The sequence below is a fragment of the Pedobacter ginsenosidimutans genome (assembly GCF_001442625.1).
Lineage (GTDB): Bacteria > Bacteroidota > Bacteroidia > Sphingobacteriales > Sphingobacteriaceae > Pedobacter > Pedobacter ginsenosidimutans.
This window is the reverse complement of record NZ_LMZQ01000013.1, coordinates 20,469-42,993: the sequence shown is the minus strand read 5'-3', so window position 1 is coordinate 42,993 and position 22,525 is coordinate 20,469. Positions and strand designations below refer to the sequence as shown.

14 protein-coding genes are annotated in these 22,525 nt (G+C 41.2%); 13 read left to right on the top strand and 1 reads right to left on the bottom strand.

Annotation, left to right across the window (positions count from 1 at the left end; genetic code table 11):
* The first annotated feature begins 197 nt into the window (after window positions 1-197).
* The 3 genes from ASU31_RS16210 to ASU31_RS16200 all read left to right on the top strand — a co-directional run bounded on the left by ASU31_RS16210 (window position 198) and on the right by ASU31_RS16200 (window position 6,482).
* Window positions 198-1,085, top strand: a complete 888-nt coding sequence (locus ASU31_RS16210) for a helix-turn-helix domain-containing protein (RefSeq protein ID WP_057933329.1) — start codon at window positions 198-200, stop codon at window positions 1,083-1,085.
* Window positions 1,086-1,686: 601 nt separating this feature from the next.
* The gene (locus ASU31_RS16205) at window positions 1,687-4,860 is read left to right on the top strand and encodes a SusC/RagA family TonB-linked outer membrane protein (protein WP_057933328.1); all 3,174 of its coding nucleotides are present in this window, start codon (window positions 1,687-1,689) and stop codon (window positions 4,858-4,860) included.
* Window positions 4,861-4,886: 26 nt separating this feature from the next.
* Window positions 4,887-6,482 (top strand): RagB/SusD family nutrient uptake outer membrane protein, encoded by a 1,596-nt coding sequence (locus ASU31_RS16200; protein ID WP_057933519.1) that lies wholly within the window; start codon window positions 4,887-4,889, stop codon window positions 6,480-6,482.
* Window positions 6,483-6,814: 332 nt separating this feature from the next.
* Here ASU31_RS16200 and ASU31_RS16195 read toward each other — a convergent pair whose 3' ends face one another.
* Window positions 6,815-7,432 (bottom strand): MarR family winged helix-turn-helix transcriptional regulator, encoded by a 618-nt coding sequence (locus ASU31_RS16195; protein WP_057933327.1) that lies wholly within the window; start codon window positions 7,430-7,432, stop codon window positions 6,815-6,817.
* A gap of 84 nt (window positions 7,433-7,516) precedes the next feature.
* On the opposite strand from ASU31_RS16195, the gene ASU31_RS16190 reads away from it, so the two are divergent.
* The 10 genes from ASU31_RS16190 to ASU31_RS16140 all read left to right on the top strand — a co-directional run bounded on the left by ASU31_RS16190 (window position 7,517) and on the right by ASU31_RS16140 (window position 22,525).
* Window positions 7,517-7,855: a YciI family protein gene (locus tag ASU31_RS16190; RefSeq protein ID WP_057933326.1), complete on the top strand. Its 339-nt coding sequence runs from the start codon at window positions 7,517-7,519 to the stop codon at window positions 7,853-7,855.
* A 261-nt stretch (window positions 7,856-8,116) separates the two neighbouring features.
* The gene (locus tag ASU31_RS16185; RefSeq protein ID WP_245224553.1) at window positions 8,117-8,605 is read left to right on the top strand and encodes a Crp/Fnr family transcriptional regulator; all 489 of its coding nucleotides are present in this window, start codon (window positions 8,117-8,119) and stop codon (window positions 8,603-8,605) included.
* 64 nt (window positions 8,606-8,669) lie between these two features.
* Entirely contained in the window at window positions 8,670-9,680 is a 1,011-nt protein-coding gene (locus tag ASU31_RS16180; protein WP_057933324.1) for an NAD-dependent epimerase/dehydratase family protein, read from the top strand.
* Between the two features lie 858 nt (window positions 9,681-10,538).
* Window positions 10,539-11,429: an ROK family protein gene (locus ASU31_RS16175; protein WP_057933323.1), complete on the top strand. Its 891-nt coding sequence runs from the start codon at window positions 10,539-10,541 to the stop codon at window positions 11,427-11,429.
* Window positions 11,430-11,594: 165 nt separating this feature from the next.
* Window positions 11,595-12,794, top strand: a complete 1,200-nt coding sequence (locus tag ASU31_RS16170; RefSeq protein ID WP_057933322.1) for a glycoside hydrolase family 88 protein — start codon at window positions 11,595-11,597, stop codon at window positions 12,792-12,794.
* Window positions 12,795-13,275: 481 nt separating this feature from the next.
* Window positions 13,276-14,904: a glycoside hydrolase family 43 protein gene (locus tag ASU31_RS16160; protein ID WP_057933320.1), complete on the top strand. Its 1,629-nt coding sequence runs from the start codon at window positions 13,276-13,278 to the stop codon at window positions 14,902-14,904.
* Between the two features lie 323 nt (window positions 14,905-15,227).
* Window positions 15,228-15,413: a hypothetical protein gene (locus ASU31_RS16155; protein WP_057933319.1), complete on the top strand. Its 186-nt coding sequence runs from the start codon at window positions 15,228-15,230 to the stop codon at window positions 15,411-15,413.
* A gap of 123 nt (window positions 15,414-15,536) precedes the next feature.
* On the top strand, window positions 15,537-17,435 hold the full coding sequence (locus ASU31_RS16150; RefSeq protein WP_083505396.1) for a glycoside hydrolase family 97 protein: 1,899 nt from the start codon (window positions 15,537-15,539) through the stop codon (window positions 17,433-17,435).
* A gap of 27 nt (window positions 17,436-17,462) precedes the next feature.
* The gene (gene fucP / locus ASU31_RS16145; protein ID WP_057933318.1) at window positions 17,463-18,695 is read left to right on the top strand and encodes an L-fucose:H+ symporter permease; all 1,233 of its coding nucleotides are present in this window, start codon (window positions 17,463-17,465) and stop codon (window positions 18,693-18,695) included.
* Window positions 18,696-19,201: 506 nt separating this feature from the next.
* Window positions 19,202-22,525: a SusC/RagA family TonB-linked outer membrane protein gene (locus tag ASU31_RS16140; RefSeq protein ID WP_057933317.1), complete on the top strand. Its 3,324-nt coding sequence runs from the start codon at window positions 19,202-19,204 to the stop codon at window positions 22,523-22,525.

Below are 22,525 nucleotides of genomic sequence, written 5' to 3'. Positions count from 1 at the left end.
TTTTTTTCTAAAAAAAATACGGATACTGAAAAAAAGACTTAAGCTGTGTCTGAAGGTGCCTGATTACAATTATTTTAAGTGCTTTCCTTAGTTTTATCCTCTTTCATATTTAATTGAAAAGGGGACATTTGTAAAAAACCGATTTTTATTATATTTGAAATCTTACGCATGCGTTCAAAAATATTAATGTAGTTGAGATGATCAAAAGAAACTTACGGCATAGCTTTTCACTTCTTAATGTTGATTATGTGCGACTTAACTCCAAATGGAATTATAGAAATGTGATCAGCCCGTACTATCGCATTTACTATATAGATGAGGGAGAAGGTGAAATATCAGATGCTGAAAGCTTGCTAAAGCTAGAGCCAGGCTATTTGTATATTGTTCCCAGTTTCACGCTATGTAATTTAAACTGTAAGAATTATCTGGGCCAGTATTTTGTCCAGTTTTTTGAGGATTCGACAGATGGAAGTTCACTTTTTGCCAATAACAGAAATGTATTAAAGACAGCGGCGACCGAAATAGATCTTAATCTTTTTGGCAGGCTGCTCCAGATTAACCCTGGAAGAGGAATCAATAGGTCTGATAATCCTAAAGTTTATGAAAAAGACATTTACTATAAAGAATATCAGGAACTTAACAACCAACAGAACGCTTCGGCATATCTGGAAACCCAAGGGATTCTGATGCTGTTAACTGCCAGGTTCCTAAACCCCCAGCTTTTCAAAAGTCCGGAACACAAACTTATACCGGTAAAAATTGCAGAAACTTTAAATTATATCCTTATCAATTTACACACAGACCTTTCTGTATATCAGCTTGCTTCTCGCGTAAATCAAAATCCCGATTATTTTTCAAGGCAGTTTAAACAGCATACGGGAACCAGACCTTTGAATTATATAAACGAAAAACGCGTTGAACGGGCACAGTATCTAATGGCGACAAGCAGAATGTCATACTCAGAGATTTGTGCCCAGACCGGATTTGATAATCTTTCCTACTTTTCTAAAACCTTCAAAAAGTTAACCGGCATGGCACCCAGCATATATAAGAAACAGATATACCAGGTTGGTTTTAACCATTAGACTAAATATTTGTATTGAAGTTAATATTGCCGATTGTTTTAAAACCCCATTCAGCATGAGATAACTGAACGATGTAACGGATATGATTATCGCTTAGTCCTTGTGGAGCAACACATCGCTGGATTGTAGTTTACGCCCACAAAAAATGATAGCTATGATCGTAATCATCCTGCCTTGTCGCAATCAGAAAGATCTGATTATCATTTGTACCGTTCTAGATGAAGTAAGAACTGCTTCGATTTGTTTATTTGCAGTGATATCAGCCTCTTCTTTTCTTTCTATATGTCTGTTTAGATACCTCTAAACTTAGTTTGTACATGTTAACCTGATACAAAGAACTCCGTATTTATACCCAGTTTGCCACTTTCTGGCAAGACTAAGACAGCAAATAAGTTAACATTTATATACCTATTTTTTATCAAATGTGCCCTTTAGGAAATCAGGTTATGGCTATTTTAGAAACGCTGACCATATAGACCGTCTTCCACTTTTATAATCAATCCAGCTACGCCTCCAGACTTGTGGGTTGCTGTCCGTGTTCAGTCCGACATTTGATAATACTTAGAAATAACCATTTATAATAAAAAAAACAATTATGAGCATGAAAATTACCCATTTAACAAGGCTGCTAGTACCAGCCAGATTATGGCTCTTACTGCTGTTGTTTGTGCCGATGAGTGCATTGCCCGTTATGGCACAAACAGTCAACATTAAAGGAGTTGTAACATCAGCCGATGATAACAGTCCACTTCCAGGAGTTACAGTATTGGAAAAAGGAAAGCAGAATGGTATGGTTACTGGTACCGATGGTTCTTATTCGGTTAATGTACCACAGGATGCTACGCTCGTATTTTCTTCTATTGGATTCACAAAGCAGGAAGTTAAATTAAACGGAAAAACAGTACTGAATATAAAACTGCAGAGTGATGTAAGTGCACTAAATGATGTAGTAGTAATAGGCTATGGAACCGCCCGAAAAAAGGACCTGATAGGTTCGGTAAATGTTGTGGCCGCGAAGGATGCTGGCGCTAACACCAATACCAGTGCCGCACAGCTCCTCATCGGTAAGGCCCCTGGTGTACAAGTATTAAATTCAAACGGTAATCCTGGTTCAAATGCCCAGATCATTGTACGCGGTACGGGCTCGTTTACCAATGTGGAACCATTGTATGTTGTAGACGGCATACAGAGTGATGCCAATCTTTTTAATACAATCAACCCGCAGGACATTGATAATATTACCATTTTAAAAGATGCGGCCTCAACCGCCATTTATGGTGTCGCTGCCGCTAATGGTGTGGTTATCGTTACCACTAAAAAGGCTAAAAGCGGTACCCCGCAGATATTATTTGACTCGCAGGTTGGTACTTCATCAGTGCGTAAACAACTTGACCTGCTTAATGCAAATGATTATGTCAACCTTCTTAAAGATATAGCTGCTACCAACAATCTTACGCCTCCGGCCAAACTAAATACTCCTTTTGTTGGTGTTGACCGTACCGACTGGCAAAAAGAAATATTTAAAACAGCTTTATCTACCCAAAACAATGCAAGTATAAGCGGAGGCAGCGAAAAGGTTACCTATAATCTCTCAATAGGTTATTTAACCCAGCAGGCTATTGTTAAAGATTACCGTTTAAGAAGATTAAACAGCCGTTTTTCATTGGACGAAAAGCTAGGGCGTTTTCATTTCGGACAAAGCCTTAACATCCGTTACACCAATACTAACGGACAGACAGCAAGCATATTAAACGCTATCAGCTACGCCCCTTATCAGCCAATATACGACCCCGCTATTTTGGGCGGCTACTCTATCCTTACCAATGTTGATGACAACAGTAATGCCGTAAATCCATTACAGAGTTTAGGTGTTCAAACTTTATCAAGCAACGATCTGGTATTGTATCCGCAGGTTTTTGGCGAAGTAAATATTATTAAAGGTTTAACTTTTAGGTCACAGCTGGCGGGTGTATACGGTACTTCGACAAACGATTCTTACCAGATACCTTATATTACATCCAACAACCTGGGTTTCAGTCGGCAGGCAGGCCGTGCATTTAACAGTTATTCCAATTATACTTTTGAAAACTACCTGTCGTACAACCGTATTTTTGGAAAACACAGTATATCGGCAACCGCAGGTACCAGTTATATTGATGCCGGATCGAGCAAATACCTGAGCGTACTGGGTACAGGAATGTTGAATGATAATGTGAAAGATATAGGCGTAGCGCCAACCATCACCAGTCAGGCCAACACATCGGGTTATTATACACAGTTTGGCCGGGCTATCTCTTATTATGGCCGGTTGGTATATACCTTTAACGATCGGTATATCTTATCCGGAAGTATCCGCCGTGACGGATCCTCAAACTTTGGACCTCAAAGCCGTTACGGTAACTTTCCAGGAGTTGGTTTTGCATGGCGTATCAGTGAAGAAGAATTTGTTAAATCGGCACTTCCGTTTATCAGCGATGCAAAATTTCGCATAGGCTGGGGCCGTACAGGCAATAATAAGTTTGGTTTAACCACAACACAGGTATTTACTTTTGGCGGTTCACCGACCGGCAACCTGATTTATTCACTGGGGGATAACAAAAGTTTTGTAAACGGAACTACTGTAACTTCGATTGCAAACCCACTGTTGAGATGGGAACAGACAGACCAGACCGATATCGGGCTTGATCTTGGCTTTCTGAAAAACAAACTTACGCTTACCCTTGATTACTATAACCGAAAAAGCAGTGGTTTGCTAGTGGGGATTCCGGTACCGACAAGCGTAGGCATTGGCGGATTAAGCGGATTCAGCAGTACTTTAATTACTAATGCTGCAGATGCTCAAAATAAAGGTTTCGAATTTCAGTTGGCCTATGCTGATAAAACCAGTGACTTTAATTACAATGTAAGTGTAAATGGAGGTTATAACCAAAACAAAACATTATCACTGGGGGCACAATCGTCAACCCCTATAATTGGAGGATACTTTAATAATTTAAATGGTATTACATTAACACAACCAGGTTCGCCTATTGGTGCTTTTTATGGTTATTCTGTTGATCATGTAGCAAGTACACAAGCAGAAATTGATGCATTAAATGCAGCTACCAGACAAAGAACCGGAAATCCAGCCAGTTTATACCAGGATGGATTATTGCCAGGAGATTTTATATTTAAAGATCTTAATAACGATGGTGTTGTGGATAGCAAAGACCAGAAGGTACTGGGCAGTCCAATCCCGAAATTTACATATGGTTTTAATGCCGGGGCATCTTATAAAAACTTCGACCTCAATATTGTTGTCTCGGGTGTTCAGGGTGTTCAATTGGCCAACTCACTTAAATTTTATACCGAAAATGCTTCAACCGGGCATAATGCTTCTACCGCCATTTTAAACAGGTGGAGAAAACCGGGTGATATTGCCGCTTTGCCAAGGGCAGGCCAAAATGTTACGGCAACAGGGAATTTGAGGCCTTCTGATTTTTTTGTTGAGAATGGATCATACCTGCGGGTACGCAACGTAACCTTAGGTTATACTTTTACAAAAACGGCATTAAATTCTTTCTCGGGTAATGTATTAAGCAGGTTACGGGTTTATGTAGCAGCTCAAAACTTATTTACCATAACAAAATATACAGGATATGACCCCGAAATAAGCACCCAAACCAATGGCGGTGTTAATGGCGGGGCCAGCGATTATATATTTAACCGGGGCATTGATGACGGACAGATACCACAGCCACGTACATTTTTGGCGGGCATACAAGTTGGATTTTAATGATGAAAAATATTAAAGATATAATGATGAAAAAATATATAAAATATCTGATTGTTGTCGTTTTAATGATTGCAACCGGGGGATGTAAGAAGGATTTGGATTTACAGAGTAAAAGCGCATATACCTATGATACTTATTTCACAAGTGATGCAGCTTTAAATCAAGCCGTAATAGCCAGCTATGCTACTTTATTGCATTCTGGTTTGTGGGCTCGCGAATGGTATTATATTTTTGATTTGCTAGGCTATGATGCCAAAAATGCCCAACCACTCCAGGGGGATCTATTGGCCCTGGCACAATATAATTTTGCTTCGAACCAACCGCAGTTAGAAGCCATGTGGTCTTCGCTATATCGAATGGTAATGCGGGCAAACGTTGTGATTAACCGTGCCCAGGCATGGGCCCCTGCCAATGCAACCGAACAGGCCAATCAAAAGCAATATATTGCAGAGGCTAAATTTTTGAGGGCTTATGCTTACTTCAATCTAGTTAACCTGTACGGACGTGTACCCTTGCGTAAAGCATATATCCCTCTGCCAACAGCAGAAGAAATTAACCTGCCCCGTGCCGCTGTAGCAGATGTATGGGCTTTTATTGAACAGGATTTAAAAGACGCACAAGCAGACCTTCCTATTTCATATGCTCCGGCCAGTTTTGGGCGTACCACCAGGGGTGCTGCGGTTGCATTGCTTGGTAAGTCATACCTGTACGAAAAAAAATGGGGAGACGCTGTTACTGAATTGACCAAACTGACACAGGCTCCATATACCTATGCGCTCGCGCCCGTATATAACAACCTGTTTGATGATCCGAATCAGAATAATACTGCCCTTAATAAGGAAACCATTTTTCAGGTCATGAACCAAGCCTGGACCGATTGGGGTATCGGTAACCAGTATGCCCCATTTGGCGGCCAGGAAACATGGGGTGGAAAAGCAAGCCACTCTGCCCGTGCACAGGAATATGGCTTTAACGATTGGAATAACGTGTTTATTACCACTACGGCTGTTAAAGCTTTTACCTACACTAACCCACAAACCAATGCCACTTATGTCGATCCACGTGCAGCTTATACTTTTTATGGAGATGCTGCAAGCGGGGGGCAAACCCAATATTGCCAGCAATGCGCAACCGGGCCAGTAGCCTTTCCCTATGCCTCAGCCGGATACAAATATTTAAAATATGAGTATTATAATAAAGTAGCAAGCTTTGGTGGCCCGCAAAGCGGCATTAACGGGCAGGTGATCCGATATGCAGATGTATTGCTGATGCTTGCCGAGGCTTACATACAACAGGGTAATACCGGGTCGCAGCCATTGGCGCTGATTAACCAGGTGCGCAGCAGGCCGAGCGTTAATGCGCCGCTTTATATCAGTTTGGGCAGCCAATCTCAGGCGATGACCATTTTGATGCGCGAAAGACAATTGGAACTGACCGGGGAACAATCCCGTTATTTTGATCTGATACGCTGGGGTATAGCTAAGCAGACCATTAATTCGCAAAGGCAGATCGAAGATGGTACCCAGCCTTTTCAGGATAAAAATATTTTATTTCCTATCCCACTATCTGAAAAGAACGCAAACCCAAATGTTGGTAAGGATATCGGTAGTGATTGGAATTAAATCAACAAAAGAGATGAGGCTGTATCATAAATTGTAATTTACTTTGAATTTGTCACGTTGAACCTGTCGAAACGCCTTTTAAGACATTAAAAAGGTCCTTCGACAAGCTTTCCGTAGGAGTTCTTTGGACAGGATGACAATTCATATATTTATGATGCAGCCTCTTTTATCTGCCTATTCTGGTATTCATTTACGGGCAGCCCAGTCCCTGATAATTATGTTCTTGGCAGGATCATATCAATTTTATAGAAAGCACTACCTATAAAAAAAACATAAATCAACCTTAAGCATCGGTTACCTGAGAATCATCTGGTCAGCCGACTCAGTTTAGGCTACTTAATTGAGTCTTTTATAAAGGTTTCAATCTCGCCAATGGCCTGTGTTTTATTTTCTACGATCTTTTCATAATGCTCATTGGTCAGTTTGCCCAATGCGAGTATTAACATGGCCTTTTGATCTTTGTTCAGTGATGTAAATAGTAATGAGATAACCTGGTTAAATAAGCTGTTTACTTTTTTATAGCTTTCAATGCCCTTGTCTGTCGGTTTTATTAAACGTGCTCTTTTATCTGCCGGGTCAACGCGTTCACTGATGAGTCCCGCTTTAAGCATCCGGTTCAAAATATCTATACCTGTTGTGGGTTCCAATAGGAGACGAAAACTGATCACGTCTGTTTTCCTGATCTCCTTATGGTCGTTCAGCGTATCTAAAATATAAAACCACTCCATTTCCATATCAGGGATTTGCCTTAATGCTAACTTAAGGTATGTTTTAATAAGACTGCCCGATTTACCTATCAGTTTTGAAAGCAGAACATCTCTTTCGGGATCAGGATCATCTTTCTGATTTTTATTAGATAAGTAATCGCAACAGAAACTTTCAACATCTGGGTCACGATGTGTATCAGCAAAAGCTTGCCAGGCAGTAATTAGTTCTACTAAAGGTTTCATGGGTACTAATATAAAGTAATAAATTTAATATTTTCGTTGTATTTATATCGGATTCGTTTTATTTTTGCTGAAATTATTTTTTTTATGAAAGATTATATCATTTTATTCCGGGAGCCCGATGGGAGAATGGATGAACATTCGGACGAAGATCTGCGGGTACACCAGCAGCACTGGAGCGAGTGGCTAACCCGGTTAAAAGCTGAAGGCCATTTAGTAGGGGGAAGTTCCCTAACATTGGAGGGTAGACTCATCACGGGTGATGGCACAAAAATCACCCCTGCAACCCATAAAGTGGGAACGGAGATCGTAGGTGGATTTCTATTATTAAAGGCAAATAACCTGGATGAGGCGGCAGAGATCGCATCATCATGCCCAATCTATGAATCTGCAGGTTATTCGGAAGTCCGCGAGTTTAAAAATTAAAACAGGTTATCAAAACGCTGGCTCATTCTTCTATAAATGGAATGAACAGATACCAAAGTATGCGAACTGGTTATTGCCTTTTCGTTGGCTTAGTTATAGCGCTTTCTTTTCTCCTAAAAGTCTGGAACGGGTTTCATTTGGGATTGATCAGCATTGTTTTTTTATCTTTGTACCATGCATGGTCAACTGATAAGTCTTATTACAAAAAGCCTACAACTTTCCAACCGGGATAGAGATTTGTGTGTGCAGTACTTTGAACCGGTGAGATATCCGAAAAATCGGATAATCGAAGAAGAAGGGAAGGTGCCAGGCCATCTGTATTTTGTGGTTTCAGGTTTTGCAAGGCTATTCCATTATAATGATAAGGGCGATGAGGTTACAACGCATATAAACTGTCCGCCTGGTTTCATTACATCCTATGCTGATTTTACCAACCAGAAAAGCTCCGATGAAAATCTGGAATGTATTACCGAATGTGAACTTTTGCGCATCAGTAAAACAGATCTTGATCAGCTTATACAACAGAGCCCTACTTTTATGGACTTTAGCTTTTTGGTATTTCAACAATCTTTATCCTATAATGAAACACGTGCCAGGGAGCTGGCTACCCTTGATGCGGAACAGCGTTATTTAAAAATGATGGACCAGTACCCCGAAGTTCTCCAGAATGTTCCCATGCAATACATTGCGTCTTTTCTTGGAATGAACCCTAAAAGTCTGAGCCGTATCAGAAAGAAGATCATTAGGTAACATTTGTGAAGTGGTTTTAAATCTGCAAAGTTCAACTTTGTCACAGCATTTAAAATCAATAATTATGACAGATAAAAAAATGGTACTGGTATCTGGTGCCAACGGGCATTTAGGCAACAATCTTGTGAGACTGTTGATCGAAAAAGGGATCCCGGTAAGGGCTTCAGTCCGTAATATCAAAAGCAAAGAATGTTTCAAAGATCTGAACTGCGAGGTTGTTCAGGCAGATATAACGGATAAAGCTTCCTTTAAGCGCGCACTGCAGAATGTTGATACGTTTTTTGCAGTTGGTGCGGCCTTCAAGCTATGGGCTAAAAAACCTAAGGAAGAAATTTATGATGTGAATATGCTGGGCACCCGGAATACGATAGAAGCAGCTGCAGAGGCGGGCGTAAAAAGAATCGTCTATGTAAGTTCCATCGCTGCACTGGATTATAGCAACCTTCCGACAAAAGAAAGCAATGGATATAATTCCGACCGAAGGGATATGTACTACAATTCCAAGAATGACGGCGAAAAGCTGGCTTTTGATCTGGCAAGAGAATTCGGTATAGAATTGGTATCGGTTATGCCCGGAGCAATGATAGGAGGTGAAGCATTTCTTCCATTAAATGTTTCCAATAATGTGCTAAAACTGATTCTTAACAAGCAAATCCCCATGGATACCAGGATTACCCTGAACTGGGTCGATGTTAAAGATGTAGCAGAAGGCTGTTACCTTGCTGCACTAAAAGGCCGGTCTGGTGAGCGTTATATCCTTGCCAACGAAAAATGTATGACCATTACCGATACAACTAAATTGGCGCAAAAACTTTATCCGGAATTGAAAATCAAAGTACCTGGAACTGTGCCAAAGTTTATTTTGTATGCTATTGCAGGTTTTATGGAGCTTTCAAGTAAAATAAGTGGAAAACCTCCACTGCTTACCACTAAAGAAATTGCTATGTTTTCAGGATTACAACAGGATTTTGATATTTCGAAGTCAAGAAACGAATTAGGATTTAATCCGAAAGATAGTGAACAGACAGTAAAGGAAGCATTGGCCTACCTGATGGAACATAGAGAGTTGATTTAATTTTAGAAAAATTATTGGGGCACTTTATAATATAATAGATGGTAGGGGAATTGCCAGCTATATATCTGTTTTCTGAACCTGGTTGGTATTTTTAATGGACTTGGTAAGTAAAAAGAGCAGGGTAAAGATAGGATATTCGTGGTATGGGCGCAATATCGTTAAGTTAAGGGATAAATCGCAAAAAGATGTCACCATGGGGGCTAATTTATTGTATAAAAATCAATATAAATGACGTTTAAATTTCAGAAGGTATATAATTCCCCTCTTTTAGAGGGGTGTCCGCAGGACGGGGTGTTATATTTGTCCTAGCCGGACAGGCTTCTTTCTTTTTGGCATCAAAAAGAAACAAAAAATGCCGGCTGAAAATTTATTCATCTGTATTACAGTTTTCAGCTGCATTCATGAGGGCTTCGCCGTTTTCTTTTGAAGGCAATTGTGCGGCCAAAACAGTGCAGCCCGATCCCGATAGCTATCGGGATGTTAGGCCGGATTTAAGTAGAAAGGAGATACCGTGCTATAGCCTAGCTGGATGGAAATGCTAAAGCAGTTAAAGTGCTGATTAATAATGATCTGCAAAACAGCGTCAATGGTAGCGTAGTCGAAGGACATTTATTTGCGGGTCATCAATCTCAAGAAGTCTTCAACTACGCTCTCCACAGGAGTCCTTCGGACAGACTGACGACCGTGGTGCTTAACTTAATGATATTAGGCATGGGCGGGAGCCGGGCTAATATGGCAGCGTTGACTTTACGATATAAAACCCTAAAGAGTATTAAACAGCGGTTTTTATGTCTCGGTTCATATGGTAGATTTTGTTAAAACGATATTGATAGTATCAGGAAAAAATATTTCAACTAAATGAATAAAAAAACAAAGCCACTTATGATAGGTGTTGATATCGGTGGTTCACACATTACAGCTGCAATCATTGATTTTAGGTCACATTCAGTGATAGATCACTCACGTGTGCGTAGCCATGTTAATACACACGGTACAAAGGAAGATATATTAGCCTCATGGATCAGTGTACTTAAAAATATTATCGGGAACCATTCCCCAGACGAGATCCTTTTAGGGATTGCCATGCCTGGCCCGTTCGATTATGAAAATGGGATATCGTTGATCAAGAACATGAATAAATATGAATCCCTGTATCATACGGATATTAAGGGCGTTTTGATCGAGCAGCTGGAACTATCGCCCGAGAATATTATTTTTAGAAATGATGCAGAGGCTTTTCTCCATGGAGAAGTTAATGGGGGCAATGCTTTGGGATTCAACAGGGCGATAGGGATCACATTGGGTACCGGTCTGGGATCGGCCGTTAGTATTGCGGGGAAAACCACCGATGCAAACCTCGGGGTCAGTGCATTTAAGCTGGGGATAGCAGAGGATTATATTTCCACCAGATGGTTTGTGAAACGTTATGAAGAACTCTCAGGAAAGAAAGTAAAAGATACAAAAGCACTTGTCGATCTATATGAAAGTGATCCTATGGTGCCTGTACTCTTTAATGATTTTTCCAGAAGCCTTGCAGACTTTCTTTTTCCTTTTATCAAAGCGCACGATGCAGAAGTGGTCATCATTGGAGGAAATATTGCCAAAGCACATCCTTTGTTTCTGAACAAGATCCAGAACACACTCCACCAGCAGGGAATTCGGGCTGAACTGAGGATAACCGCATTATGGGAAGATGCTGCAATGCTTGGTGCTGCTTACTCACATACAACAGGAATTTTGGCTTCATAAAAAAGCATGCTCGCATATCTTATCTATGTGATTTAAGGTGGATACTTTCTGCTGCCAACAGAAATATATAGCTAATTTCGAGTAGTATAGGCATTAACCTATACTGCCAGTTCGAATTTGGTGAGTATATCTTTCTGTATTTGTTGTCTAGGTAGTATGCACAACATGAGATATACAGCTTTTGCCATAACTACCTTACTATTTTTCTTCGGCAGACCTGCTTCCGCGCAGATTAATGCGGCCAGGCAGTTGGCTTACTGTACCGAACAGGTAAAAAAGACATTGAGAATTATTCCTCGTCATGGAAATAATATTCCAAGGAGTATTGTTCCCGGTTCATCTGAATGGAAGTTTGTAGGCTATAAGGATTGGTGCAGTGGTTTTTGGCCAGGGATACTATGGTATAGCTATGAAGCAACAAAATCAAAAACGTTTCTCGCTGAGGCAGCGGCTTTTTCTTCGGCGCTTAAGCCACTTTCAGCGCAACACGCTTTCGACCATGACCTGGGCTTCCAGATATTCAATAGTTATGGGAACGGATATAGGCTTACCAAAAATCCTAAATATAAAGCAATTATACTCAAAACAGCCGATACCCTGGCCACCCTGTTTAATCCAAAGGTTGGAACGATCCTGTCATGGCCAAGGGAGGTTCCCGGAATGCAATGGCCACAGCATAATACCATTATTGATAACATGATCAATCTGGAACTGCTTTTTTGGGCATCCCGGAACGGGGGGGAGAAAAGATTATATGATATCGCTTTTTCCCATGCTGAGGTAACCATGAAGAATCATTTCAGACCTGATTATTCTGCATACCATGCGGTGATTTATGACCGGGAGACAGGAAAAAAAATCAAAGGACTAACCCACCAGGGATATGCCGATAACTCCATGTGGGCACGTGGCCAGTCCTGGGCCATTTATGGATATACCGTGTGTTTCCGCGAGACAGGTAATGCTGCATTTCTTGAATTTGCCCAAAAGGTAAGCGACGTTTATCTGGCAAAATTGCCTGCAGATGGAATTCCTTATTGGGATTTTAACGATCCTTCTATTCCAAATGCTCCGAAAGATGCATCTGCAGCAGCAGTGGTTGCATCAGGGCTTTTGGAGCTTTCTACTTTTGTTAAGGACAAGGCGAAATCACAAAAATACAGGAAAGCTGCAGAACTCATGTTGACTTCCCTTTCTTCATCAGCATACCAGAGTAGAAATAAGAATTCAGCCTTTCTGTTACATTCAACAGGGCATAAGCCCAATGGATCTGAAATTGATACATCGATCATATACGCAGATTATTATTACATAGAAGCGCTGTTGAGGTTGGAAAAACTTCAAAAAGGAATGAAGCTAAATTAAACCTTTAGTATAGTAATAACCAATGTAGCTCTCTTTGTGGAATATTGCTGGGCGGGACGTCTGATTTAATTTCTGGCTGCCATTTTTCATATTTAGTTTTAGTCGATCTATATGCCAGGTGCAGCTGGAATACCGAGACTTAATTCAACAGTCTCGCTCACAATATTTTAATAAAATTGGTGCTGCAAAATGAAAATAATTATAGGTTACTTAAAAGATAGCGTTTACTTTGATTATATGAGGCGCAACCTCAATATCATTAAGTACCATGCCATTGTCAGTCTGAGCTTGTCGAAGACCTTTTATAGTCGAAAACAAAAAACATTTATCCTTCGACAGGCTCAGGATGACAATGTTTTTTGTTTTCTCCTTTACTTAATGACATTAGGCGGAGCCTTCAAAAAGGCGTTTTAAACATCTAGATCTCGGCAGTGCAACAGTGTATTGGGAGGAATCAATTCCCGATCGAATCATAAATAAAATGAAAACAGTAAAATATTCTTTTATCATCTACTTGATTATGGCCTGTAAATTGGCTTATGGTCAGGATAATCTATCAAAAGTATGGACTGCCGACCTGGGAAACAGGACATATAAAAATCCGGTTATACATGCGGATTATTCCGATCCCGACGCGATCAGGGTCGGAGAGGATTATTATATGACCGCATCAAGCTTCAATTGTATTCCAGGACTTCCTATTTTGCATTCCAGCGACCTGGTAAACTGGAAATTAGTTAACCATGCACTCCAAGTACAGGAACCAGCTGAAGTTTATGATGTTCCCCAGCATGGAAAGGGTGTTTGGGCACCTAGTATAAATTATCATAAGGGAGAGTTCAGGATCTATTATCCTGATCCCGATTATGGGATTTTTATGGTCAGGACCAAAAATCCGCTTGGAAGGTGGGAAAAACCTGTACTTATCCTTAAAGGCAAGGGAATTATCGATCCAAGTGTATTCTTTGATGATGATGGACAGACCTATCTGGCTGTAGCATGGGCAGCAAGCAGGGCTGGTGTAAATAGCCTATTAACCGTTTTCAAAATGAACAGTGATGGTACCCGCGTAGAAGATGAGGGAAGACATGTTTTTGATGGGCATGGAAAAAACCATACGGTAGAAGGGCCAAAATTTTATAAACTTAACGGGTATTATTACCTTTTTGCACCTGCTGGAGGAGTAGCAACTGGCTGGCAGCTTGTAATGCGTTCAAAAAATATATATGGTCCATATGAGGAACGTAAGGTTATGGAGCAGGGCAAAACAGCGATCAATGGCCCCCATCAGGGGGCTTTGGTCCGTACGGCAAAGAATGAATACTGGTTCCTTCATTTTCAGGACAAGGGACCTTATGGCCGTGTAGTTCACCTTCAGCCTGTAACCTGGAAAAATGACTGGCCGATTATCGGCTCAGATGCGGATGGCGACGGGATAGGAGAACCGGTTTCTGTCTACACTAAACCCTCAGTTTCAGGAATCCATGTAATCTCCGCACCATCGGAAAGTGATGAATTTAACGGCATTGAGCCTGGTCTGCAATGGCAGTGGCATGCCAATAAAAAAATACAATGGTCGGCAATGATCCCTAAAAGTGGGTACCTCAGGCTTTTTGCCTTTCCCAGCCCACAAATTGATAAAGGCCTTTGGAATGTGCCGAACCTGCTTCTCCAGAAGTTTCCTGCGCCTACTTTCACTGCTACCACCAAGCTCCGCTACGAAGTAGAATGGGATACCTGGCAAGAGAAAAAGACTGGGCTGCTCATTATGGGGAATGACTATTCCTATCTTTCTGTCTCTAAAAATGAAAAAGGATTTCAGATCGCACAGGTAATCTGTAAAGATGCTCCCAATAGCGGAACTGAGCAGGTATTGGCTCAAAGGCCGTTGAAGTCTGGAGCAGTTTATCTTCGGGCCGAGGTTGCTCAGGAAGGACAGGTAACCTTTTCATACAGTGAAGATGGTGAGCTGTACCACAAAATAGGGGAAACATTTAAAGCGCAGCCTGATAAGTGGATAGGCGCAAAAATCGGAATTTTCTGTACAAGCGGGAGTGGCGTACGTACTGGCGGATATGCTGATTTCGATTATTTTAGGATAACCAGATAATCTGCACTCAGAAATATCCCTCTGGCATCATCAAGGGGTAACTTAAATCGGCCAAGAACGGATCGTATCTGAAAGGAATTATATTATGTAGTGGTAGAGGTGTATCATAAAGATAGATTTGTCATCCTGAGCCTGTCGAAGGACCCGTTTAAATACCTTTAAGGTGTTTCGACAGGCTCTCCGTAGGAGTCCTTTGGACAACATGACAGCATTTGAGGTGAAACGCCTTTATGATACAACCTCTTTGTATTGGGCATTTTTTCAAATTATTCAGTTTTATCGATTAATAGAGTATTAAAAACACTACCCTGTGTCATACTAGTATGAAAAACGAAAATCTGCCAGAAAAAATAAATAATGAGAACCTGCCTTTCAACTTTAGGCGGCAGTTAGTTTCAGATGAAGATATCAGAAAGCATTGGGACTGCATAGCGACAAGAATTTTTAGAGGTGGAGAAGCTGAATATCCCCTGGAGCCAAAGGATAATAAGGGAGATAACAAGGCTTGAAAGTGACTTGGCCAGAAACGAAGCTTTCCCGGCAATAATTTTTTTACCCGTTCAAGCAGGATAATCTTGTTGATAGCCGTACATATTTAGAACAAACGAACCACCAATACGCCTAATATTTTTATGAAATTTTACCAACACACTTTTCTGACACTACTTTCCCTACCTGCATTTTTTTTGGCGTCGGCCCAAACAACTACTGTAATTTCTGAACAAATACTTTATTCTCCGGATAAGTCGCTTGTGGTCCGTTTTTTTCAAAAGGAAGCCGCAGATCATAAAAAGGCATTTTTTTATCAATTGTCGTATAAAGGAAAAAATGTTATTCAGGAGTCAAAACTTGATCTGGAGCTTGATAACCACCTTTCAGAAAGTGCAATGGCTCTAAAGGTAGATACCCGCCAAAATTGGTTTGAGAACCTCGAGATAAAGAATTCAGTACGCACGCAAAAAGATACAACCTGGACTCCTGTTTATGGAGAAAGGAAATTTATCCGTGATCATTATAACAGTCTGGTGATTAAAACAGTGAAGGATGATAATCCGATATATGAGATGAATATCGAATTCAGGGCCTATAACCAGGGTATTGCATTCCGCTTTTTCTTTCCGGAAAATGTTAAGGGAACCTACTACCGGATCATTTCGGAAAATACAGAATTTAAGTTTGAAGAAGGCGCTTTGGCCTGGAAAGCAAACTGGGCACAGGCACCATATCATAAGGTTGCATTGGAGAACTGGGATGGTGAGGCTGAGCGGCCACTGACCCTTGAGCTGAAAAATGGTCTGTTTGTATCTCTCTTAGAGGCACAAATGGTGGATTATTCAAGGACCAAGTTCAAGCTGAGCGGAAAAAACACAATAAGTACATCCATGTTCACCCCTGTAGATCTGATTTCACCCGTAGCTACGCCCTGGAGAGCGGTAATGGTTGCTGAAACTGCCACAGGGATTGCCGAGGGAACGGACCTGATTCTAAACCTGAATGAACCATCAAAGATAAAAGATCAAAGCTGGGTAAAACCTGGAAAGATTATGCGGGTGATGTCGCAAACCACAAAAGATGCACTGGAGAATATCGATTTTGCTGCAAAAAGAAACCTGCAGTATATTCTCTTCGATTGGAAATGGTATGGTCCTGCTTTTAGTTTCAGTTCTGATGCCTCAAAAGTTGCCATCTCAGATTTCGATCTCCCTCAGATTATCAGGTATGGAAAGGAAAAAAAAGTAGGGGTATGGTTATATGTGAACCAACAGGCGCTGTTGATGCAGAGCGATAGCCTTTTTTCAATCTATAAAAAGTGGGGTATTGCCGGCGTTAAGTTTGGTTTTGTACAATCAGGATCGCACAGATGGACAACATGGGTAGAAAAAGCCATACAACAGGCTGCACAAAACCAGATAATGGTAAACATCCACGATGACTGGCGCCCAACGGGCGAGCAGCGCACCTGGCCCAATCTGATGACCTCGGAGGGAATAAGGGGGAATGAAGAAATGCCCGATGCCACTAGTAACACGGTAATGCCGTTTACCAGGTATATTGCAGGAGCAGCAGATTATACCATCTGTTATTTCGATCCAAGGATAAAAACTACCCATGCCCACCAGCTTGCGCTGGCAGCAATTTATTTTAGCCCCATCCAAACCCTATATTGGTATGATAAACCGGCCCTTTATAAAGGGGAGCCTGAACTCGAATTTTGGGACAAGATTCCTGTTACCTGGGATGAAACAAAGGTTTTGTCGGGAAGTCCTGGTGAGTACGTCACAACAGCCAGGCGCAGTGGCGAGGAATGGTTTTTAGGTAGCATTACCAATAATGAGGCCCGTAAAGTAGAATTGAAGCTTGATTTTCTTCCCAAAGGGCAAAAATTTGTTGCCAGGATTTATAATGACGACAACAAGGTTAATACTGCCACCAAGGTAGGGATAAAAGATATAGCGGTTGATTCAAAAACTATCCTGAAACTGGATCTCCAGCCTTCAGGAGGTGCTGCAATATGGCTCCACAAAAAATAATATGTAAAGGATTACAACAAAATAAAAATGAACAATAAACCTGCTTTTACCGAAAAAAGATTCCTTTTTACCTTTATCCTGGTTACTTCCCTGTTTATGCTATGGGGAGTAGCGCACTCCATGAGTGATGTACTCAATAAACATTTTCAGAATGTGCTCAATGTATCAAAAGCACAGTCTGGCCTGATCCAGTTTTCCGTTTTTGGGGCTTATTTTATCATGAGTATCCCTGCCGGAATGTTTCTGAAACGTTTTGGCTACAAGGCAGGTGTAATATTAGGGCTTGGACTTTTTGCTATCGGAACTTTTCTCTTTGTCCCAGCCGCAAATGCAGAAAGTTTTGGTTTTTTCAGGATAGCACTTTTTATTCTCGGTTGCGGAATGGCAACGCTCGAAACTGTTGCACATCCCTTTGCAGCCTCACTTGGCGATCAGCGTACCAGTGATAGAAGAGTAAACTTTTCGCAGTCTTTTAATGCGATAGGGGCAATAATCGGTCCGGCGATAGGAACATTCTTTTTGCTCCGGGCAACTTCCGGTGGTCATGAAAACTCGCTAGATTCAGTAAAATTACTTTATGCAGGGCTAGGAGGATTTATCCTGATCGTGGCTGTGGCTTTTTTCTTTATCCGCATTCCAGACCTGATCGATCCCCACAGTATTTCTGATGCACCACTATCTGCGCAGAACATTGACATCGCGCCGGGAAAAAGGCTTTTTCAACACAGGCACTTTGTCTGGGCAGTAGCTGCTCAATTTTTTAATGTAGCTGCACAAGCGGGCACCTGGAGTTATTTTATAAACTATGGGCATGAGAAGATGGGCTTTTCTGATGAGAAAGCAGGAAATTTTATGGTTTTGTTTATGGTAATGATGGCGCTTGGAAGATTCGTCGGAACTTACCTGATGAAATTTATAGCGCCAAATAAGATCCTCGCAGCATTCGCCATTTGCAGTATCATTGCCTGTATTATTGTAGCCCAGAGTTGGGACTGGACATCATATTGCGCCCTGCTGAGCATCAATTTTTTCTTTAGTATTATGTTTCCAACTATCTTCAGCCTTGGACTGAAAAATCTCGGTACACATACCCAGCAGGCTTCCTCATTTATTTCAATGGGTGTAGTTGGCGGAGCTGTAATGCCTTATTTTATGGGTAAGATAGCCAATGAGGATGTCGCCCATGCATATTATCTGCCTATCATCTGTTATGTAGTGATCTTTCTTTTTGCAGCCAGATTTTTTAAGGTAATCAGATAAAAATTTTCAGCATGCTTTTGCTTTCTACTTTTAATCGGGTAAGAAATTCGACATATACTGATATTGCGGATAAGGGTTGCCGGAGTGGATTTTGGTGTGATGAAGCTGTGTCATAAAGGCAATTTTACCTAACATGCTGTCATGTTGTCCAAAGGAGTCCTACGGAGAGCTAGTCGAAACACTTTAAAGCATATTTAAATGAGTCCTTCGACAGGCTCAGGATGACAAATCAATATTATGATACAACCTCATCACCATATTTACCCAGTGTATTTAAAACTTAATGCAATTTTTGATTTTTATGGCTTTTTAATCCTACAAATTTAAGGAAAGAATGTCTTTGGCAAGATGAGATCTTTGTTAATTTTTCGATTAGGAAAAAAACCTAAAAAAATGAGTATACAGAACATTTCCCTGTGTCTTTAAGATAATCCAGCCTTCCAACTCTACTATAAACTTGCTTCGGCTGTTGGAAGGCGCTATACCAAATATTAAATAAAAGAATTATGGATATTTTTTACAAAAAATTATGGCAGGTAAGTGCAGTGCACTTATTTCTACTGCTGTTTTTTTGTTGCACCCCCGTTTTTGCACAAACGCAGGTAGTGACAGGGAAAGTTGTTGATGCGGCAACAGGCGACCCGATTCCGGGAGCTACAGTTAAAGTGGTCAGTTCCAATATAGGCGTTTCGGCCGACGTTAATGGAAGTTTCACCCTTAATGTACCTGTGGGAAGTTCAATACAGTTCACTAGCATTGGTTATAAAAATGTAGTATTGAAGGCGGAAACAGGCAGGCCGATGTTAGTCAAGTTATCTTCTAATACTGAGCTTGATGACGTTGTGGTAGTGGCCTATGGCACGCAGAAAAAGGCAACAGTTACCGGTGCGATTTCTACCATCAACTCAAAGACATTTCAGGACCGTGGGCCTACCAATAACCCAATTGCCAACATCCAAGGACAGGTTCCTGGGGTAGTGGTAACCAGAACCTCTGCGCAGCCAGGAAGGGAAAACTGGAATTTTCAGATCAGAGGAGCAACATCTATTAATAACCAGGATCCATTAATCATCCTCGATGGGGTAGCATTGAACAATAACAATGCATTAAATTCAATCAATCCAGATGATATTGATAACGTATCAATTTTAAAAGATGCGGCAGCATCTATATATGGTGCAAGGGCAGCTTATGGTGTAGTGTTAATCACGACCAAAAAAGGCAAGAGCGGACAGTTCGTGGTACAGTATAGCCCAACAATTTCGCGTAAACTGATTGGTCTTCAGCCTGAAATGGCAAATATGGAGCAGTGGGCAAAAGGCTTAATTGAAGCCAAAATCAATGATAATTATGGTGTAATACCAGCAACAGATCTATGGTATCAAATGGCCAATTTTGCAATTGCGAATAACGGAAATGTGGTTTTAGCCTCACAGATCCCCGGTTATAACGGATCATCTATCACCAGCGGACTTTTTTATAATGGACTGCCAGTACCTGCTTTCGGCGATGTGAAAGAACTTAATTTTACCGACACCAGAATGTCGGAAATCCTTTGGGGCGGGGCCACTTCAACACAACATAATCTTAGCCTTGCAGGAGGAAATGAAAAAAATACATTTCGGGCATCTCTTGGATATCTTAATGACGGCAGTCAGCTTCAGTTTGGAAATAATGGAAACCAACGTTATAACCTTAGATTGAACAATGGCTTTAAATTCAGTGAAAAAGTTCAGTTGGAAACCAATGTCTCGCTTGAACAGAATAATATCCAGCAGCCTACACTGTATACAACGGGTTCATACAGCGCACTGGGAAATGGTTTTCAGCCCGGAATCCCAGCATTTACGCAATCTGGCAAACCTTACCAGTGGGGTGGCGTCATCAGTCCACCGGGATCATTAAGGGATGGTGGTGATAATCTCGAGAATAATACCAGGATCTTATTGAATTCTACAATAAATTATAAACCTGTAAAACACCTTACCTTTTCGGGTACTGCAGGATATAACATGTGGTATCAGGATAACAAGGTACAGGCAAAAGCGGTACAGTTTTATTCCTATGATGACCGTTACCTGATCTCAACAACACCAAGCAGGGGGACAGCTGGTAATGTTACCGGAAATGCCAATTATTTCAGGCAGACGGTTAACGATAAATATTATAACCTCATTGGTAGGGTAACCTATGAAAATACATTTGCGAAACACCATAATGTAACTGTGCTTGCGGGCGGATCATATGAAAGGGATGAATACAATATGTTCAATACCCGCACCTATAATCTGGGTAGCGACGATATCCCTTCGCTGAACCTTGGTCTGAGTAATGGAACTGCAGGTTTTGTCACCAACGATGAGGCCAGGAACCATTATGCCCTTGGTTCGTACTTTGCAAAAGGTACTTATGATTATGATGGTAAATATCTTTTCGAAGGTAGTGTAAGGTACGATGGTTCGTCCAAATTTATCGATGATAAACGCTGGAAAACTTTTTACAGTGCCCAGCTAGGTTACAGGTTGTCTGAAGAAGCTTTTGTCAAAAAACTAGATGTTTTTTCGGATCTTAAGATCAGAGCATCGTATGGTACAGCTGGTAACCAAGGAGGTATCGGGTTATATGACTACCTTCAATCATTGAATGTAGGAAGCAGTGGTGTACTATTGGGCTCGAACATCGCAACAGCAACAACCACTACAGGAAACCTGGTTTCTCTTAACAGGACATGGGAGACTGTTGTCAACAAAAACCTTGGTCTTGATTTTGGGCTTTTAAAAGGAAAATTGACAGGGACTTTCGAGCTTTTCGAAAAACGCAACAAGAATATGCTTATCAGCATAACCTACCCCGGAACGCTTGGAATCGGTGCACCGCAGTCAAACAACGGCGAGCTAAAAACATGGGGATGGGAGGGGATCGTGACCTGGAGGGATAAGATCGGAAGCGTAAATTATTCTGTTTCTGCCAACATTACCGATAGCCAGAACAAGATTATTTATCTGAACGGAACCCCACTGATCAATGCTGGATACAATGGGGCAGTAGAAGGCTATTCAATTGGATCTTATTTTGGCCTCCAATATGCAGGCCGCCTTCAAACACAGGCTGAGGTTGATGCTTATAATAAATTTTATGCTCCTGGAGGGGTTGTAAACGGGATTGGTATTCCGATTGCAAGCCCATTGACCAACCTTCCTGGGCAGTTATCAGGTCTTAGGCCTGGAGACAATTCGTTTGCAGATGTAAACGGCGATGGAAAACTGACAAATGGTACATCTACATCTGATATGGGTGATTTTGTTTACCTGGGAAGTGATATCCCACGGTATACATTCGGTTTAAACCTGAGTATGCAATGGAAAGGTTTTGATCTGACAACCATCTTTCAGGGAGTTGGAAAGAGGACTATTTTTAGGGCAAATGGTAGTGCCAATAACTGGCGGACACCCTATCAGGCCCTTGGCCAGGCTCAGGTTACTGCCTGGATAGGAAATACTTGGTCGCCTGAAAACACTGGCGCTTATTTCCCGAATCTTCATACCAATACAGCTTTTAATAACTACAACTATCAGGCATCTACCTGGTCCGTTGAAAATGGAGCTTATTTGCGCTTGAAAAATGTTGTAGTGGGTTATACCCTTCCAAAAGCACTAATGGCCAAATCGCATCTTTTTAACGGCCTTAGACTTTATGCTTCTGGAAGTGATTTGTGGGAAGTTAGCGGAATCAAGGACGGTTGGGATCCGGAAGTTACCAGGACTACCTCAGGCAATGAGCGTTACCCTTTTTACCGTTATTTAACTTTTGGTGCCAACCTTACTTTTTAA

Coding starts and splice junctions, on each gene's coding strand:
- ASU31_RS16155 (WP_057933319.1), top strand. CDS start 15,228: ATGAAAAACGAAAATCTGCCAGAAAAAATAAATAATGAGAACCTGCCT.
- ASU31_RS16180 (WP_057933324.1), top strand. CDS start 8,670: ATGACAGATAAAAAAATGGTACTGGTATCTGGTGCCAACGGGCATTTA.
- ASU31_RS16210 (WP_057933329.1), top strand. CDS start 198: ATGATCAAAAGAAACTTACGGCATAGCTTTTCACTTCTTAATGTTGAT.
- ASU31_RS16170 (WP_057933322.1), top strand. CDS start 11,595: ATGAGATATACAGCTTTTGCCATAACTACCTTACTATTTTTCTTCGGC.
- ASU31_RS16190 (WP_057933326.1), top strand. CDS start 7,517: ATGAAAGATTATATCATTTTATTCCGGGAGCCCGATGGGAGAATGGAT.
- ASU31_RS16200 (WP_057933519.1), top strand. CDS start 4,887: ATGAAAAAATATATAAAATATCTGATTGTTGTCGTTTTAATGATTGCA.
- ASU31_RS16150 (WP_083505396.1), top strand. CDS start 15,537: ATGAAATTTTACCAACACACTTTTCTGACACTACTTTCCCTACCTGCA.
- ASU31_RS16175 (WP_057933323.1), top strand. CDS start 10,539: ATGAATAAAAAAACAAAGCCACTTATGATAGGTGTTGATATCGGTGGT.
- ASU31_RS16205 (WP_057933328.1), top strand. CDS start 1,687: ATGAAAATTACCCATTTAACAAGGCTGCTAGTACCAGCCAGATTATGG.
- ASU31_RS16160 (WP_057933320.1), top strand. CDS start 13,276: ATGAAAACAGTAAAATATTCTTTTATCATCTACTTGATTATGGCCTGT.
- ASU31_RS16195 (WP_057933327.1), bottom strand. CDS start 7,432: ATGAAACCTTTAGTAGAACTAATTACTGCCTGGCAAGCTTTTGCTGAT.
- ASU31_RS16140 (WP_057933317.1), top strand. CDS start 19,202: ATGGATATTTTTTACAAAAAATTATGGCAGGTAAGTGCAGTGCACTTA.
- fucP (WP_057933318.1), top strand. CDS start 17,463: ATGAACAATAAACCTGCTTTTACCGAAAAAAGATTCCTTTTTACCTTT.